Raw genomic sequence first — 18,862 nt, 5'->3', positions numbered from 1 at the left:
GCCATAAAACTTTAATTCAACGGAAGGATTTCCGCAGATCTTTAAAGAATCGCTCTACATATTTGTCCATTATTGCTGCATAAGCTATGGCTAAAACTGCAGAAAGCGCAAATATAATTATAGGCGAATTGGTATGGGGGTTGATCAGTTTAATAAAAATATAGTGTATTAAGTAGATGGAGTACGAATAGACGCCCACTATTTTAATAGGTCTTACATTTAGAAATTTGAAAGGGGTACTGCGCCAGAATTTAATTGATAGGTAAAAAAGTGGCATTAGAGCGATGCCTTGTAGAGAGTAGCGAAATGTTTCTCGGAACTGTGGATCTCGGTATAAAATTGTGAATGCAAGCGCTATGAGGCTGATGATGAAAACAATTTTGTGATGTTTTTTCATCATAGCATGTCTCTCGGTGGGGAATGCTGGATTCTTGACTAAGGCGAGAACACAGCCGTAGAGAATAGAATCAAAGCGTGTATCTGTTGCATAATAGGTTCGGTTTGGGTTGAAGTCCACTGCTCCTGAAAGATGAACTCGCCAAACTAAAGCGCCGATGCAGGCTGCTGCAAAAATGAAAGCCATATGACGTCCTTTCGTTTTTGTCAAAATCACGGAAACAATTAGAGGGTACGCGATATAGAAGTGTTCCTCAACGGAAAGAGACCACAAAATGCCTGTGCCTTGCGGAGTTGTACTTCCTGGATCGAAAAAGAGCGTATAGTAATTGGCAAAGTAGAAAAGTTGAGCTAAGAAGCCTTGCCAAGTTATTCCACCTGGAAGCAGTTGAAATAATGTTAATCCGTAGGCGATGAGCAGAGTTATTGTGAGAGTTGGGACTAATCGGAGGATGCGACGGATATAGAAATTGCAGATATTGATGGCCTGGTCCCGACGATATTCTTCCATTATTAAGGTAGTTATTAGGTAGCCACTTAAAAAGAAGAATAAGGTAACGCCTAAGCCGCCAGGTATGATTTTCCCCCATCCCGCATGGCTTAAAAGAACGATTAATATGGCTAAGGCGCGCCATCCGTCAAGGGAGGGTATATTTGCTTTTGAGGTTACTACTGTCTCTTTCATTATGTACGAGTAATGTTGTTGATTAGGTTTTCGCTGTTTCTATGATGAAAAGCGTCTGCGCAGGTGCAATCAAATTATTGCCTAATCAAGAGTGAATTTTGATTTTGTAATATATTTTGCTTTTTTAAAACATAAATTATATTTAAGTGCTGGTTTTTGAGGAACTTATTACCAGAAAAATTGACAGAAGACCTCCGGTGGTAGCGGTTGTGTCATTGATAACAAAACTTCTATTTTGAAAAGGCACACTCTTTTTTCTTGACGTTACTATAGCTAACTAGCTCTTATTCACTTCAAATATTTTTTATTGAATCGGCTCATCGAAGCAATGACACAATCCGGCTAAACTGCTTGAGCGCTTCGGGATTAGCTAGCGCCTGTTGATTCTTGACAGGACGGCCATGAATGATATCGCGCACCGCAAGTTCAACAATTTTGCCGTTTTTGGTACGCGGAATGTCGGTCACTTGCAGGATCAGGGCAGGCACATGGCGAGGCGAGGCATTCTCTCTGATGTGCTGCTTGATGGCTGCTGTTAACTGATCGGTTAGCTGTATCCCAGGACGTAAAACCACAAACAAAATAAGCCGGCAGTCTCCATGGTAATCTTGCCCGACGACTACACTCTCCAGCACTTCATCGATTTGTTCTACCTGCCGGTATATTTCCGCCGTGCCTATCCTGACGCCTCCCGGATTCAGAACGGCATCGGATCGGCCGTATATGATCATGCCGCCCTGATCGGTTAAGGCAACGTAATCGCCATGGCTCCAGACACCGGGAAATTTTTCAAAATAGGCCGCATGATACTGACGTTGTTCCGGATCATTCCAGAAACCCACCGGCATGGACGGAAAGGGCGCCGTGCAAACCAGTTCGCCTTTCTGTCCCTGCAGCGACCGCCCCTCATCATCGAAGACATCGACCTTCATGGCCAGGCCCCGGCACTGAATTTCACCGCGCCGCACAGGCAGAATCGGGCATCCCAGCACAAAACAGGAAATAATGTCGGTACCGCCTGAAATCGAGGACAGGCAGACATCGGATTTGATCGACTGATAGACAAAATCAAAGCTATCCGGCGCCAGCGGCGAGCCGGTCGATAAGATCGTTCTGAGCGAGGCCAGGTTATGTGTTTTCCGGGGCTTTACAGATGCTTTTTTAAGCGCATCGATATACTTGGCGGAAACTCCGAAAACATTAATCCGGTACGCATCGATTAAATCAAACAGGGCATCGGCGGCAGGGTAAAGCGGCGAGCCGTCATAAAGCACCAGCGTAGCGCCGGATGCCAGGCCTGAAACCAGCCAGTTCCACATCATCCAGCCGCAGGTCGTGTAATAAAACAGACGGTCGCCGGCATGAATATCGGTATGCAGCCTGTGTTCCTTGATGTGCTGGATCAGCGTGCCGCCAACTCTGTGGATAATGCATTTCGGAGGGCCTGTCGTGCCCGATGAATAGAGAATGAAAAGCGGGGCATCAAATGGCCGTTGGGCAAAGGCAATGGGGCGGTCATCCGGAAAACTGGCCAAGTAATCCAGCCAAAGCGCCACCCGATTTTCATTCGTTCCCTCGAAATTGTTTAGCACGGGAATCAACACCAGTTTTTCAATGGATGGCATGGCCTGGAGCAGCGGCGCTATCTGGCCGGAGCGGTCAAAGACCTTGCCGTTAAAAAAATAACCGTCGCCGATAAACAATATTTTGGGAGTGATCTGGCTGAAACGATCCACGATACCGGCCACGCCAAAATCCGGTGAGCAACTGCTCCAGATTGCTCCCAGACTCGCTGTGGCTAGCATCGCGATAATGCTCTCAGGCCGGTTCGGCAGAATGCCGGCAACCCGATCGCCCGGTCTAATACCATCGCGACGCAGTGCCTGCGCGAGCTGTGATACGCGGCGGTATAGCTCGTCATAAGACAAGCGTTGGCTTTCTCCGTTTTCGCTATGGAAAATAATGGCATACTGATTTTCATGGCCTTTAAGCAGCAGATTTTCCGCGTAATTAAGCCGCGCCTCGGGAAACCACCTGGCGCCGGGCATTTTGCCGGCATCCGCTACAATTTGCATCCCTTTATGACTAGCGATAATACCGGCAAATTGCCACAACAGATCCCAAAACGCCGCCGGTTCGGCAATGGACCAGCGGTATAGATTTTCATAGTCTGTGACGTTAGCCCCGTAGCTTTCTCGTACTCTGGCTATAAAAGCGGTGATAATGGCTTTTTCCCGCCTTTCTAGTGAAGGCTGCCACATGACCGGATTCAAGTCGTCACCTTCCTGTACTAATGCTCGCGAGCTACAAAACCGTATTTGCGCATTTCCTGCTGGACAAACTGGTTAAACTGTTTTTTTTCTATATTATTCGCCAACTTATCCATGCTCCATAACGAGGCGGCTTCTACGCCGTATTCGGCTAAGAGTCTGACATATTCGTGAGCGATGCTCCGAAGTTTGTAGTTCTGAAAATCGACAACCACAACGGCGGCGGATTTTGCAGGTACAGCGTTGCCTTTGTTCATTTGTCACCTCCAATACCTTACTAACGTTTTTAATCGTCCATGACTAATAGTCCCCGGAAGCGATAGGGCCAGGCGTTTTTTCGTTATTCGCAAGGCAAAAATGCAAAGCATCCGCTATCGCGTAGTGCCATTTGTATCCATAAGCGCATAAATGGAATGATGTTTGTAGCCTCTGGCCGGGAAAACAAAAGGCGACTGGAGGCATTGCCGGCAATAGTAGTCGCATGATTCTATTTGTTTGCCTGATCCGGGCGACAGATTGCTCCATGTTGGTCGCATTAAGTCATTTATAGCCTCATATCCAAAGCAAACATTCAGAAAAATGCGATTTCCTGCAGTAATAACATCTTTCGCCTTCTTATAGAGCACTCGGCTCATCGATAATTCCCAAAGGCATGACGGGCGAGCATTGAATCAGCATTTGTACATATAATGGCCCATCATTTTATGCACTAATTGATACACCTAAAAATGAAAGCTATTAATTAACCAAGTAGCAGAATATTTTTTGATACTCATCAACTTTCTATTAAAAAACATAATTTTAAATTCAAAAAAGTCGACTGGTTCGATACGGCATAAAAAATGAAATTAAACCTGTAGGTTAAGTTATTAAATAGGTACAGATTTCCAAGAGTTATCTTGTAGCGATATTTGAAATGCCTTAGAATCATTAGGATATCTAGTGTCCGTTTTTTTATTACCTCTTAAAATTCAATAACTTTAAAGTGAACAACACTCATAAATTCGGAATTATCCGCCCTCATAGCAATAAGTTAATAGCATTGGCGCGATTGCTGGACGTTATTGTTATTGGATTGACCTTATGGGCCATTCTTGATATCAACGCTACTGAGTGGGACCGCAAGCAAACTTGGTGGCTTCTGATTTCGATCGTAGTTTTCGGTATCTTTGCAGAATTTAACGAGTTGTATCGGCAAAGCCGAGGGCTATCTATCCACACTGAAATAAAGCGTATTCTTTTTTCATGGTTCTGGGTATTGGTTGTAATAATGGGGATTGATCAGGCTTACCCCTTGGTGGATCCTGTTTACAGATATTATTTTTGGATGTGGATTGGGGCGGTGCCTGTGGAGATAGTCTCCTGGCACATTATTGTCAGCAGTATTGCCGGCATAATCAGAAAAAAGGGAAGAAATACCCGCCGGGCAGCGATTGTCGGAGCAAACCGGTTAGGTGTTGAGTTAAAAAATATATTTGCCGAAGAAGAATCGATGGGGCTGCATTTTGTCGGCTTTTATGATGATGAGCAGGAAACAGAAATTGATGGAGGCGCCTTAGCCGAAAATAAATTGAAAGGTAATTTTCAACAATTGATTAAAGATGCCAGAGGCGGAGCTATTGATATTGTTTATATTACACTTCCCTTGCGGACAGAGCTGAAAATTAAAGAATTGATAGAGCAATTATCGGATTCGACTGTTTCAGTTTATTATGTCCCTGATTTATTTGTGTTTGATCTGTTAAGATCCAGTTTGCATCATATAAAGGGTATACCTGTCATAAGTATTCGTGATACCCCTTTTTACGGGGTTGATGGCGTTATAAAAAGAGCCTTTGATATAGTGGTCAGTCTGATTATTCTAATATTAATTGCAATTCCGTTACTAATCATTAGCGCTAGTGTCAGAATAAGCTCGCCTGGAGCCGTGATATTCAAACAGCGTCGATACGGAATTGGAGGCGAGGAAATAGTCGTTTGGAAGTTCAGAACGATGACTGTCAGCGAAGACGACAACAATATTAAACAAGCTCGAAAGAATGATCCCAGAGTAACAAGACTGGGCGCTTTCTTAAGACGTACATCACTGGATGAATTGCCCCAATTTATTAATGTTTTACAGGGGAAAATGTCAATCGTTGGTCCCAGACCCCATGCGGTAGCGCATAATGAATGGTATCGCGGACAAATAAAAGGCTACATGCTCAGGCATATAGTAAAACCGGGGATAACCGGATACGCACAGATAAACGGTTATCGGGGAGAAACGGATACCTTAGACAAAATGGAAAAAAGAATACAATATGATCTGGCCTATATAAGAAACTGGTCTTTGTGGCTGGATATTAAAATTGTAATACTGACTGTCTTTAAAGGTTTTTTGGGAGCGAAAGCTTATTAGCTCTATGGTATAGAATGTTATTTGAAAGATGTAAAAAATTATATAGAAGAAATGTGAAAAATTATATAGACAAATAAGAAGTTTTTTATAGAATAGAGCCCATAAACATAACTTAATTGTCTTATTTGCCGTACCGGACGATATAATGTTTTATCGTTATGTAACGTCAAAACCTTTTTTAAAATACATAGTAATTTTTTGTTCAAGGTTATATAGATAACTGTTTTTATTATGTTTATCTTCTGGCGCGTTGCAATTGACCGCTGGATGCTATCAACGAATTGGAACGGTAGTTGTTAATTTCGTGACCAACCGCCCGGTTGGCACGGTTCATGGAAGATAAAGGCTAAACCTGTTGTGAAGCAGGGGCGGAAAACCACGAGTCTTGGTTAGGTGGGTTTACCAAGATAGTCGGGCTGCAAATTATGATACTTAATTTATAATTTGTTGTTTCAGAGGTTGTTATGAAAAAAATATCTTTAGCAGGTCTGTTGTTCCTGTTTTCTATTTCAAATGCAAATGCAGCATTATTGAATATTGGATTCGAAACGGGAGATTTTTCTGATTGGACTTTAATAGGAACGGGATCTGTCAAAAATGATTCTGATCATCCAGAAGGTCAGTATTACGGCTCAATTACAGGCAATAGCTCCTTAATACAATCCACAGATTTCTTTGGTGGAGAAACTATTGAATTTATGTGGAAATTTGTAGCAAATGATTATTTGCCATACAACGATTTCGCGTTTTTCGTAGGCGATCAATATTTTAAATTATCTGATGTCGCCACAGTCGGTGATTATGGCAACAGCGGATGGAATAAATTTTCATACACAGTTGCAGAGACTTATTTCGGTCCTATAATGTTCGGCATAGCTAATGTTGGGGACTCTGGCTTGTCTTCCGAATTAAAACTTGATAGTGTTTCTGCGGTGCCTGTGCCAGCTGCTATTTGGTTGTTCGGTTCTGCAATCATGGGTTTAGTCGGCTTTTCACGTCGCAAAAGCTAATTCAGCACAATCTGTTGCATAAGGAAATTAATTTTTCCATTATACTAAAAGGGGCTCAGTGCCCCTTTTTTTAATTTCACAGAATAGTAGTAAAAAATTATGTTATTTTTTATGAGAATTTTTTTGTTGTTGGCAGTTTCCATTTTTTTTCAGACTGCGCATGCCGACTCTAACCAATATACGGTTAATTCCGGTGACATCCTTGATATCTCGGTCTGGAATGAAGAAGCCTTGCAAAAGGAAGTGCGGGTTTTACCCGATGGCAGCATAAGTTTTCCGCTAGCGGGAAGTATTTCAGTTGCCGGCAAATCGATAAGCCAGATACAGTCTATTTTGAAAGAGAGGCTCGCAGAGCTTATTGCCGATCCAGTAGTCAATATCTCGGTCAAGTCAGCTGAGGGTAATTCCATCTATGTCATCGGCCAAGTGAAAAAACCGGGGCAGTTCGTTATGTATCAGCCGATGGATGTCATGCAGATGTTGAGTCTTGCCGGCGGCCTGACAGCGTTTGCGAAGGCTAACGATATTGTCATTTTGCGCCGTAATGGCGACAAATCCGAATCGATCGCATTTAAATACGGCGAAGTAGAAGATGGCGACAAATTGGAAAACAACCACTTGTTGCGGAGTGGCGATGTAATTGTAGTGCCCTGATTGCGCTCTGTTTAAAAGTATATTGAGCACATGAAAACCATATCTCAACAAGAGGGAAGAAAATGTCGCGGCCATCGCAAAAGGATTGCGCTGATTGTCGGCGCGAGCGTTTTCTGTTCCAGTCTTGATGCCGCAGAATGGATAGTTGATGGCATTGTCAATCAGTCGTTATCTTATAACGACAATGTCAAAATGTTATCCGAAAACCCGGAAGGGTCCCTCGTTTACTATTTAACGCCTACGCTGAATTTTGCCCGTAAGACAGAAGTGTGGGATGTGCAAGGTAGAGCCAGTTATGGTGTCCAGCATTATACTGACATAGAAGAGCTCGATCAGAATCCACAGGACTATGGCTTAAGCACCGAGTACAGGACCGAACGCAGCCTTACGGGGGTAAGTGCGAGTTATTCTGTCGTGCCCAGCCAGAATTTTGCAGAGCAGGACACTGGTAATTTTGCAACCAATGCAAGACGCAACAACCTGACAGTCACGCCGACTTATTCATACAGATTCACCGAACTGGACAGCCTGATCAGTTCAGCGACCTACTCAAAATCAACCTATTCCAGCCCTGGTTCTGGTGATAACGATAATGTCATTAATAGTTTTAGTGACAACGAAGTTAAGTCGATTAATGTGGGCTGGCAACGGCAGTGGAGTGAATTATTTTCGCAGTCCATTTCCGCATTTTATTCGAATTACAATTCGACAGGGCAAATAAACTCGGAAAGCAACAGTTATGGGGTAAACCTGACATCGTCCTATCAATTATCGGAAGAATGGCAATTCAACGGCACCATCGGCGGACGAATCACGGACACAAACATAGATACAGTAATCATTCCCGGGCTATTGACGGCGGCAAGTCAGGACACATCGGCAGGTTTCCTGACAGATATCGGTGTGCACTACAAAGGAGAAAGTCTGTCGTCAAATTTCGGCTTAAGCCGATCGCTGGTTCCTTCAGGCCAAGGGCAATTAACCGAGCAAACCCTGGTCAGCCTTGATTTTTTATATCAAATAACCGAAAGGCTTTCCAGCGGGTTGACAACCAGTTATCGGGAGACGGATTCAGTCAGTGGTATTAATGGTGGATTTGGGCAGAGCCGAACAAATATATGGGTTTCACCTAATATTAACTGGGAATTGACCCAGGACTGGTTATTATCGGCATCTTACGCCTACAGAAACCAGGACAGAAAAAACCCGGACAGCACAGCGGACTCAAATATATTCATGTTGACCATTAATTACAACTGGCCCGGTTTAAGTATTTCAAGATAGAGATTGTAATGGAAGAAAACGTTAAAACCCTGAAAGATTACCTGCTGATAGCGCGCAGACGAAAGTACCTGATTGCCGTCACTGCGCTCTTATTATTGTTTGCCAGTGTAGTGGTTACATTGATTCTACCTCCAGTTTATCAATCCCAAGCTACCATTCTGATTGAGCAGCAACAAATTCCAACCGATCTGGTTAAATCAACCGTTACCAGTTATGCTGATGAGCGTATCAACCTGATTCAGCAACGGGTTATGACGACCGAGAATTTAACAAAAATCATTGACAAATTCGATCTGTATCCGAAGCAAAAGAAAAAATTGACGTCAGCGGAACTGGCGGAAGAATTCCGGATGAATGCTCACTTGGAGCTTGTTAATGCCGACGTAATTAATCAAGGGAGACTCAGCAAGGCAACGCTCGCATTCAAATTATCATTTGATGATAAAGACCCATTGCAGGCACAAAAAGTAACCAATGAACTGGTTACCCTGTTTTTAAATGAAAACGTTCGTGCCAGGACAGAGCGGGCTGAAGAAACAACCGCGTTTCTGGAAGAAGAAACGCAGAAATTCAAAATTGACATTCAGAAGATTGAGAATGAACTGGCTGAATATAAAGAAAAATACAGGGATAGCTTGCCCGAATTATTGCCGGTCAATTTATCAACAGTCAGCCGTATAGAAAGTGAAATTCAGCAATTGGATTTGCGAGAAAAGATGCTTGATGAGCGAAAAATCAGCTTAAGATCGCAAATGGTCGTAGCCAGCCAAGGCGCGCTTCCATCGGCTTCCGATGGAAGCGCGCCGAAATCCCTTGCAGAATTAAAACTGGAACAGGCACGCTTACTAAGTAAGTATTCGGCCAATCATCCGGATGTCATGCGAGTTAAACGGCAAGTCGAGATCCTTGAATCAGGAGAAAATCCTGAGCAGTCAGAGGTAGATAGTAAATTGCAGGAAGCGAAACAGGAGTTGGTAGAATTACGTCAGCAATATTCCGATAACCATCCTGATGTCAAGGCTGCTCAGCGCAAGGTTGCCGAGTTGACAGGCCCGCAGAGTCTATCCGCTGCAAAAAAGCGGGCGAATCAAACTATTAGTGATCCAACGCTTTTGCAAATTAAGAGTGAAATTGATGTGGCTGAAGTTGAACTGGCAAGCATTAGAATACACCGGGCCGAATTGCAGGAAAAATTAAAAGCGTTGGAAATCAACATATCACAAACTCATCAGGTTGAACGCGGTTATTATGAATTGATGAGAGATCTGGATAACAACAAGGCTAAATACAATGAACTCAAGGCAAAACAGCTTGAGGCCAAATTGGCGCAGACGCTGGAAGAAGAGCAAAAGGCTGAAAAATTCAGCTTGATAGAACCGCCGCTTCTGCCGAATAAACCCATCAAACCTAACCGGTTGAAACTATTATTCATAGGTTTTATAGCTTCGATAGGGGGCGGTTTTGGAGCGGGTCTTCTGAGAGAAACGATGGACGATAGCATCAGAGGTCACCGTTCCTTGGCGCATATTGTCGGTGCGGAACCACTAGTCGTGGTGCCCTATATTAAAAGTCAGGAAGACATCGATCGAACCAGAAGAAACATTATCAATTTCAGCATAATAGCAGGCGTATTACTGCTGGGCATGATAGTATCAGTACACATGCTTTATATGCCGCTTGATATTTTATGGTACAAAACCTGGAACCGCTTGGGGCTTATATAAATCACTGGTATTACGCATCAGTTGGATTGAGACGGATTTAAAAAGTACCGTCAGGCGACGGTGGTTTGAATTCAACTGTAGGGTCGAATTCATTCGACCCGAAACGCTTTCCCGAGTTATGGGCATTAATAAATAGTACGAATACCCGCAAGGGGCACAAGTAAATTCGCACCTACGCGTACGCATCACTAGTCATGCGACGAGTTCTGCTGTGAGATCGATCTCACAACCTGTCGTCAGCGCGCAGCCAGAATAAAATAAAGCCCATGCGTAACATTAGTAAATTATAATAGTGATTTCATAACTGATTATATAGTTGGAATTTATAATCAACTATTTAAATAAAAATCGTTTAAAAAGCTTTTAACAATAAGAAATTACAATAATTATCCGGTGTGGAATATCTAGGGAAGATAAGGAGCAGTACTGTTTTAACTGATATTATACGTTTAGTTGAATTTATGTCGGCTTAATAAGTGTCGTTGATACGATGATTATTCAAATTGGATCACTAAATGTAAGGTCGAATTTATTCGACCCGAGACAGCATGGAATATCTGCACTAGTTAGGTAGTGTAAGTGGGTCCGCATAAACTCGAACACTTGTATCGTCTTTGGCAAGGAAAGGTTCAAAAGCAGCGGTAAGCGCTCAAAGAGGCAAGCAAGATAAAAAGTAGCACAAGTGTTTAGGGCATCAGTGTTTAAGCCTATTATCTAAGGCTTTATAGCGATAAAAGGCTACACTTATGTAATTACATCTATATTCTCAAGCATAAGATGAGCGTGGATGTAGAATTCCAGAATAAACGAGCAAACAGTGAACATGGGGCAATAAAGTTGGAACACATACAGCAAGCTTTAGATAAATATAGAAAATCTAAACAACCCGAGGTCAAGGTCGCCACTCAGAAAACAAAAAAATTTCCCGATGAGCAAGCTATTGTCTATGCGAAAACCAAAGTACATGCCGCCAATCAGGAGGTGTTGAAGGAGCGCAGAGTAGTCTCCATGCTGAAACATGACCCGGTAGCGGAAGTGTTTCGGATGCTGCGTACAAAAGTCCTCAAACAATTGCGGGAAAACAACTGGAACAGTTTTGCCATAACTGCTCCGACGCAAGGTGCAGGAAAATCGATGATTGCCGCTAATCTGGCCATCGCGATGTCTATGGAAGTCAATCAGACAGTCCTGCTTGTCGATCTCGATTTAAGATTTCCCAAAATTCACTGGTATTTTGATCTGCAAGTCGAGCAGGGCCTGAGCGATTACCTCACGTCCGATATACCTTTATCCGATATCCTGGTTAATCCAGAAGGCTACTGGTTGAGTGGTATTAAGAACTTAGAAAGCGATATCCCCTTATCCGATATCCTGGTTAATCCTGGATTTGAGCGTCTAGTACTGCTGCCAGGCAAAGGGCAGGTAACAGGATCTTCAGAAATGTTGTCAGGCCCCAGAATGAAGAGTCTGATCAACGATATAAAAAACCACTACGAATCAAGAATTATAATATTTGATTTGCCACCCGTCCTGGTCACTGATGATGTTTTGGTCAGCATGGACTATTTCGATGCGGCGTTACTGGTGGTTGAAGAAGGCGGCAATACGCCCGAAGAAGTCACTAAAGCATTGCGGATGCTGTCTGGTACTCAATTGTTGGGAACGGTATTAAATAAATCGGAAACCATGCCTGATCATCAGGGGTATTATTAGTTATTTCAAAAGCCAGATTTTATTAGGGTTAGTGCAAATGGCTTGGATATTTTTTAATCGCTGAATACTTTGCGTAATTATTGCATAGTTAGTCGTTGTAATAGATTGCAAACATTGTTTGATGAGCATGGGTTAACTCATTGTGTTCAGTTTACTGATTGGTTGGGGCAAAATGAGATTGCAGAAAGTATAGGTAAATCTGACGTTTTTGTTTTTCCAACTATTCGAGAAGTTGGGGGGTAATGTTATTGTTGAAGCAATGGCTTCCGGGTTACCCTGCATTGTTCCGGACCATGGGGCCCAAGCGAATTAATTACTGAGAAGATTGGCGTCAAAGTAGCATTAACTGAAAAGGAAGCATTTATAAGCAAATTTGCTGGAAATATGGAAAAACTGGCCGAAAATCAAGATACGCGATTAGAGTTTGCTAAGCAGGCAAGATTAAAAGCTCTAAATGAATATGACTGGCGGGAGAAAGGTAGGGAGATCGTATCAATTTATAGCAAATTGAGAAGCAAATAACCTTATATCCATAACGGCTAGTGCATAATAAACATTATATTATCCTATCCTATATAAAAGTCTGATGTGCCGGCTGATAGGCTGATTTTTAGTATCATCAATAGTGATATAAAATTTATTTGAAAACACTGATTCACCACATGGGCTATGGCTCCAACAATTTCTCCAGAAATGACGACTTGTGTGTTAGGCAAGTTTGCCATAAATGCAAGTAAGCTTTTCGCATTGAGTTAATAGTCGAAATACATGAATAGTTATGAGCTTATATTTCGTCGCGTATTTAAATTTATAGTCATCTTCTGAGTGAACAGTTAAAAATTAAAGAGGAATCAATTATGTTGTATAGGTTAAAAATCATAGCTACGGTCGCCTTATGGGGGGTGGGTGTTGTATGGGCTAATGCCGGTGATTTGCCTGGTACTTCTTTGTCAACCGCATCTTTACCAGTTGCTTCTAAATGCCAATCCAGTATAGGTATTAATATAGAAGGAATTAATTACTACTCTGTAGGAATGCCATACGTTGATTTAGCGAAAATGTCTATGGGTTGGATTAGACCATGGAGATCATCATGGGAAAATATACCTTTAGACTTTGATGAAAATGGATATTTGAAAACTGTTGATCAAGGTTCTGCGCAAACCATTATTCATGATGATGAATGGGGGCGTTCTTCTACGGATAGTCGATATATTCTTCTATATGATGGCGAAGGTGAGCTGGATTTTAATTTAAACAAACCCAGAATAATAAGTAAAAAACGTGGGAGAATAGAAGTCGAATTGGCAAAAGGCAGATTGGGCTTAGTTCAAAAATCTACAAAAGCAGATGATCATTTAAGAAATATAAGATTTATACCAAAGGAGAACGAAGAGAATTATCAGAACAAGACAGTCAGAGATGTATTTATCAATCAATGGAAAGGCGTAAGTGTAATGAGGTATCTTGATCTACAAGATACTAATCATTCTAAAGAAGTTAAATGGCAAGATCGGAAGAAACAGGGCTCTTTGGGTGCAGGCAGTAGTTCCATAGAAGATATTATACAAATAGCCAATGAAACAGATACCAATCCCTGGTTGCTCGCACCTCATATGGCAGATGATGATTACTTTAGAAACATGGCTCTGTATGTCAGAGACAATCTAAAGCCGAATTTGAAAATCTATATTGAATATACCAATGAGGCATGGAACAGTAGGTTCCCACAGGCTCAATATCTTACCGCATTAGCCAAGCAGAATAATACAACACGTTATGCTGAGTATGGTAAACGTTCCCTTGAATTATTCAAAATTTGGGAAGATGTATTCGGTGGTACAGAGCGACTGATTAGAGTTGTCTCAACACAGTTTGTGAATTCATGGGTATCGGAACAAATCCTTGCAACACCAGGATTGGCAGGACATGCAGATGCATTGGCAGTCGGATATTACTTTGGGAATGAGCTAGGCTCTCCAGATATGGTCACTAAAACCATGGAGATGACGGATGATGAAATTCTTGAATATTTGGAAACAGTAAGCATACCAAAAACCAAGTCTTATTTAGAGCTACAAAAAAATGTAGCTGATAAATACAACCTGGACTTAATTGCATATGAAGCAGGTCAGCATCTTGTTGCAGTTGGACAACATCCCGATTATGGAATACTGCTAGACAATAATGAACTTACTGAGAAGCTGATAAGAATCAATAGAAATCCAAAAATGAAAGATCTTTATTTAGCATTTTATGATAATTGGGTAAAAGTTGGGGGTGATTTATTAACTTGGTTTGCGACAACTGGTAAACCAAGTAAGTGGGGAACGTGGGGATTGCTTGAATACATGGGACAGAGTCCAAATCAGGCACCTAAATACCTAGCAGTTCAACAAATTTTAAGCAACAATGCCTTTTATTGCAAATAAACTAGTAATAAGTCATGCTTAAAAATTATATTTTGAACTTCAGAAAACAGCTTGTGTTCATGGTTCGACTATTCAACAAACTCTTGTCTGTCTTATCGTGAGCTTAAGCAGTTAAATCTCTTGCTGTACATAGGTTTTGTTCGTTAAACCTTGCAAGGTCTCGCGTCACTTACTGCGCCCGGCGGGTCAAAAAATTGTTTGAAAATGGAATAATTATAAATGGGTAACTGGTTTGCCTATACAACACTAGCTCTATGGCCATTGATTTCTATTAGGCTATACCGTACTAAAACAGTACAGGCAGCGACTTTATGGACACTGTTAGGTGGATTTATGTTCTTGCCCGTCGGTACGTCAGTCGATTTGCCGATGATTCCACCGTTCGATAAAAATTCAATTCCTGTTTTATCAGCTTTTCTGGGCTGCTGGTTTGTGACAAAACGACGCGTTTCAATCCTGAGTGGACGCGGTTGGGTAAAATGGCTGGTAATTTTATTCATAATTGAGCCTTTTATTACGGCCGAATTAAACAGCGATGCTATTTTTATAGGTGGACGGTTTTTGCCAGGGATGACAAGCTATGATGCGCTCTCGGCAATGGTTAATCAGTTTATTATTATCATCCCATTTTTTATTGGAAGACAATTATTTAAGACTTGCGATAATCAACTGTTAATGTTTAAAGCGCTGGCTTTGGCCGGATTAGGATATTCAGTGCTGATGCTGTTTGAAGTGCGCATGAGTCCACAGTTACATACCTGGGTCTACGGTTATTTTCCACATAGTTTCGGACAACAAATGAGATATGGTGGTTATCGACCTGTTGTATTTATAGGGCATGGCCTACGGGTGGCGTTTTTTGCCGCTATAACCTTAACTTCGGCAGTGGTGATCTGGCAACTGAAAGACAAAATACGCCAGTTTTCATCGGCAGGTGTGGCTTATTACCTATTATTAGTATTGATACTGTGTAAAAGTGTAGCGTCAACTATGTATGGCTTTGCCGCGCTCCTGCTTATAAAGCTAGCTAGCATTAAAAATCAGTTGCGTATCGCGACATTTTTAGTATTGATAGCTTTGCTTTACCCTACGATGTCGATCATGAACATTTTTCCGCATCAGGCCCTTATAGAATGGGCAGCTTCCGTCGATGCAGATCGTGCCCAGTCACTGGGTTTTCGGTTTGATAATGAACACAAGTTGTTAGAACATGGTCAGCAGCGATTTTTCTTTGGCTGGGGAAGTTGGGGGCGCAATCGGGTTTATAACCAGGAAAACGGTAAAGATGAATCAGTCACAGATGGTCGGTGGATTATAACCTTTGGTCAATTCGGCTGGCTTGGATTTATCGCTGAATTTGGCTTACTAGCTATTCCGATATTTAGTGCTGTATCGGTCTCAAAATTAGTTAAGTCCCGGCAGGAATTAATAATGCTGGCGGCCCATGCATTGTTAGCTAGTTTAGTTATCATTGATCAGTTACCCAATTCGTCATTATCGCCTTGGGTATGGTTATTGGTAGGTATATTGCTCGGGCGTTCCGAAGCACTTTTGCAAAAGTATCGGGAATACATGCGGTCAAGCAGCGCGTTATTGTAATGAATAATATATATATTGAACACAAACGAATTTTCCGCTGTAGGAGTATGTTCTTAGTCTTTTTTCTGTTATTTCATATCGAAATGATCTTTGTGTCGACTATTGCTGACTTTTTTATTGGTGTTAATTGGGATGCGGAATCTTGTTGATCTCTATTTATAATTGCCAAATTTTTTTAGTCATTAACAGTCATGTTCGGCATGGTTTATTGATTGCTGAGAGTTGGATTTTACTCCTGGCGCTGTGCATGGCAGCGAAAACTTTTCGACAGAGAAATTATCAATCGATTGCCGTCAGCAGCGAGCCAATTGAGGATAAATTTTGCATATCTGGATTTAAAATTTATGCTGAACATGCTGCTTATGATTTGAGCCAATTCACTGCCAACTTGATATCCGTCACCCCCATGCCTGCATCGGCTCAGGATTGAGCTTATTGAAGCAGAGTTTCTGTCAGGCAATTGTTTGAGGCTCTCGGGCACAAGGTTATTGCATTCGATTTATTTGGCAATGGTTAGTATGTCCAATGCGCACGCAATTTCTTTCAATGAACTTTATGAGATACGTGTGCAAGTCGGTGCGATTGCAGTTCCGTCTCATTGAATTATGATTTTTCATATTGGTGAAAAAGTAGTGTGGGTGTTGAAGATGCTCTATCAGAGAGCATGGTCTATGACTGGACACTTTGTCGAGTCAAACCACGGTAGAAAGGGTGCAGAGATAGCTCGATAGTTATTACCAATGAACATTGCTTACAATAAATAGGCTCTACACTCGATTCTTAGTCAATATGAAGACAAAAAAAAGCTATTCTTTGAAAAGTAATTCTGCACGAGCCTCATTTTGGACAATTATAAACTTCGTAGTTTCACAGTTGTTAAGGTTTTTTTCCAATCTCATTCTAACGCGGTTATTATTGCCAGAACTATTTGGTTTAATGGCAATTGTTACTGTAGTTCGCGTTGGTGTTTATATGTGCAGTGAAATTGGCCTTAAAGTCAATATCATTAGGCACGAAAATGGAGAGAGTCCTGATGTCCTAAACACTGCTTGGACTATACAGGTTATTCGAGGCGTAATACTTTGGGGGGTAATTTCTTTTATTGGGTGGCTATTATTTTTCTTGACAGATAAAGGGATGATACCGCCTGATTCAATATATAGCGATAGTCGACTACCTTCATTGCTAGCGGTTACTGGTGTGGTAGCATTTATAACAGGATTTGAATCGACAAGAATTTGGCTGGCCCAGAGAAATATGATGCTAGGGCGGCTTAGTTTGTTGGATTTGTTCTCACAATTTGTAGGATTAGTAGTAATGATTGTGTGGGCATGGGTCTACAAAGATGTATGGGCTTTGGTTGTTGGTACTATTGTCAGTGCATTTCTTAAAACTGTACTTTCACATTTTGTTTTGGTTGGAAGTAGCAACTATTTTTATTGGGATAAAAAAATAGTTAATGAGTTTCTTCATTTTGGCAAATGGTTGTCTATATCAGCAATGGTTACCTTTGTTGGACTCAATGGCGATCGTATGATTCTTGGTGGCGTTATCTCTGCTGAACAGCTTGGGTTTTATACGGTAGCTTATTTTTTAGCAACTTCGATGAAGGATTTACTCGAAAGCTTAACATTTAATGTCTGGTACCCTTTACTTAGCAAGGTTAATCGGGAAGAAAGAGAAAAAGTTGTAAATATCTATTATGGTATTCGACAGAAGCTAGATATTGCGATATTTTTTATTGTAGGGTTACTATATGTAACTGCGCCTTTGATAATAGAAATATTATATGATGATAGATATCAATCAGCTGGTTGGATGTTGCAGATATTAGCAATTACTATTATTGGCTCTGGTTTTCGGCTTGGTAGTACATTGTTATTATCAATGGGTAATCCTAAAATAGGTACATATGCAATTACATTAAGAACGGTTGTATTGTTGTGCATGATCCCATCAGGCTATAATTATTATGGTATAGAAGGTGCAATATGGGCTATTGCGGTTAATCCTTTGTTTGAAATGCCAATTATTCTATGGTTTTTTTCAAAATATAAAATTATTTCATGGTTCAAAGAAATAAAATATATACCTATTTCGGCTGTAGGCTATTTTTCTGGAGTAATATTTTTAGATACTTATAACTATATGAAAGAGATATTTTGATAGATTTATTCAGAATATATAATTATGAAAGAGAGTAAAGTTTCTTCAACAATACCTGATTGGGGGCGAGAGGAATGTCGAGGTTTTTGGGATCCAGGAAGAAAATTATTGGCATCTATTCGTCGGTATCAACACGTTCAAGATAAAACAGGTCTAATTTTTCGAATAATTGGCAAGATAGCAGTTTTGCAGCATCGTTTATGGAGTGTAATATCGGGCGCTGATATTCCTTTGAATTCAAATTTAGGCGGAGGACTTTTAATTACACACCCTAATGGGATAGTTATTCATCCTCAGGCTAAAATAGGTCCCAACTGCTTAATATTTCAGCAAGTCACAATTGGCTCTAGAGATGGTGGTATTCCATCTATCGGTGGACATGTTGATATTGGTGCTGGAGCGAAAATTTTAGGGGATATTATAATTGGTGATCACGTTCGTATAGGAGCGAATGCGGTGGTTATTGAAAGTGTGCCAGAAGGCTGTACTGTGGTTGGGATACCAGCAAAAATTGTTAACAAAGGATAA

Annotated in this window: 14 protein-coding genes and 1 riboswitch; of the genes, 11 read left to right on the top strand and 3 right to left on the bottom strand. The window is 41.3% G+C overall.

Going from position 1 to position 18,862, the window contains the following annotated elements:
* Positions 1-16 precede the first annotated feature (16 nt).
* The 3 genes from V2P20_RS10805 to V2P20_RS10795 all read right to left on the bottom strand — a co-directional run bounded on the left by V2P20_RS10805 (position 17) and on the right by V2P20_RS10795 (position 3,608).
* Positions 17-1,081: an acyltransferase gene (locus V2P20_RS10805; RefSeq protein WP_331818196.1), complete on the bottom strand. Its 1,065-nt coding sequence runs from the start codon at positions 1,079-1,081 to the stop codon at positions 17-19.
* 317 nt (positions 1,082-1,398) lie between these two features.
* Entirely contained in the window at positions 1,399-3,354 is a 1,956-nt protein-coding gene (locus tag V2P20_RS10800; RefSeq protein ID WP_331818195.1) for an acetoacetate--CoA ligase, read from the bottom strand.
* A gap of 17 nt (positions 3,355-3,371) precedes the next feature.
* Positions 3,372-3,608: a hypothetical protein gene (locus V2P20_RS10795; protein ID WP_194969414.1), complete on the bottom strand. Its 237-nt coding sequence runs from the start codon at positions 3,606-3,608 to the stop codon at positions 3,372-3,374.
* 728 nt (positions 3,609-4,336) lie between these two features.
* Between V2P20_RS10795 and V2P20_RS10790 the strand changes: the two genes are divergently transcribed.
* The 11 genes from V2P20_RS10790 to V2P20_RS10740 all read left to right on the top strand — a co-directional run bounded on the left by V2P20_RS10790 (position 4,337) and on the right by V2P20_RS10740 (position 18,862).
* Positions 4,337-5,752 (top strand): undecaprenyl-phosphate glucose phosphotransferase, encoded by a 1,416-nt coding sequence (locus V2P20_RS10790; RefSeq protein ID WP_331818194.1) that lies wholly within the window; start codon positions 4,337-4,339, stop codon positions 5,750-5,752.
* 335 nt (positions 5,753-6,087) lie between these two features.
* Positions 6,088-6,176: riboswitch (cyclic di-GMP riboswitch) on the top strand.
* A gap of 40 nt (positions 6,177-6,216) precedes the next feature.
* Positions 6,217-6,762 (top strand): VPLPA-CTERM sorting domain-containing protein, encoded by a 546-nt coding sequence (locus V2P20_RS10785; RefSeq protein ID WP_331818193.1) that lies wholly within the window; start codon positions 6,217-6,219, stop codon positions 6,760-6,762.
* 123 nt (positions 6,763-6,885) lie between these two features.
* Positions 6,886-7,416, top strand: coding sequence for a polysaccharide biosynthesis/export family protein (locus tag V2P20_RS10780; protein ID WP_331818192.1), 531 nt, complete (start codon positions 6,886-6,888; stop codon positions 7,414-7,416).
* Between the two features lie 30 nt (positions 7,417-7,446).
* Positions 7,447-8,700 carry a hypothetical protein gene (locus V2P20_RS10775; RefSeq protein WP_331818191.1) on the top strand — a complete coding sequence of 418 codons (1,254 nt, stop codon included), beginning with the start codon at positions 7,447-7,449 and terminating at the stop codon, positions 8,698-8,700.
* A gap of 8 nt (positions 8,701-8,708) precedes the next feature.
* The gene (locus V2P20_RS10770; RefSeq protein WP_331818190.1) at positions 8,709-10,424 is read left to right on the top strand and encodes a Wzz/FepE/Etk N-terminal domain-containing protein; all 1,716 of its coding nucleotides are present in this window, start codon (positions 8,709-8,711) and stop codon (positions 10,422-10,424) included.
* A gap of 783 nt (positions 10,425-11,207) precedes the next feature.
* On the top strand, positions 11,208-12,137 hold the full coding sequence (locus V2P20_RS10765; RefSeq protein ID WP_331818189.1) for a CpsD/CapB family tyrosine-protein kinase: 930 nt from the start codon (positions 11,208-11,210) through the stop codon (positions 12,135-12,137).
* 857 nt (positions 12,138-12,994) lie between these two features.
* Positions 12,995-14,569, top strand: coding sequence for a hypothetical protein (locus tag V2P20_RS10760; protein ID WP_331818188.1), 1,575 nt, complete (start codon positions 12,995-12,997; stop codon positions 14,567-14,569).
* Between the two features lie 219 nt (positions 14,570-14,788).
* Positions 14,789-16,168 (top strand): hypothetical protein, encoded by a 1,380-nt coding sequence (locus V2P20_RS10755; RefSeq protein ID WP_331818187.1) that lies wholly within the window; start codon positions 14,789-14,791, stop codon positions 16,166-16,168.
* A 247-nt stretch (positions 16,169-16,415) separates the two neighbouring features.
* Positions 16,416-16,598, top strand: a complete 183-nt coding sequence (locus tag V2P20_RS10750; protein WP_331818186.1) for a hypothetical protein — start codon at positions 16,416-16,418, stop codon at positions 16,596-16,598.
* A 359-nt stretch (positions 16,599-16,957) separates the two neighbouring features.
* Complete coding sequence (locus tag V2P20_RS10745; RefSeq protein ID WP_331818185.1) at positions 16,958-18,334, top strand: oligosaccharide flippase family protein; 1,377 nt, start codon at positions 16,958-16,960, stop codon at positions 18,332-18,334.
* 24 nt (positions 18,335-18,358) lie between these two features.
* Complete coding sequence (locus tag V2P20_RS10740) at positions 18,359-18,862, top strand: serine acetyltransferase (protein ID WP_331818184.1); 504 nt, start codon at positions 18,359-18,361, stop codon at positions 18,860-18,862.

Origin of the sequence: Methylobacter sp. Wu1 (assembly GCF_036553575.1) — a bacterium.
Lineage (GTDB): Bacteria > Pseudomonadota > Gammaproteobacteria > Methylococcales > Methylomonadaceae > Methylobacter.
This window is presented reverse-complemented; position numbering and strand designations above follow the sequence as displayed.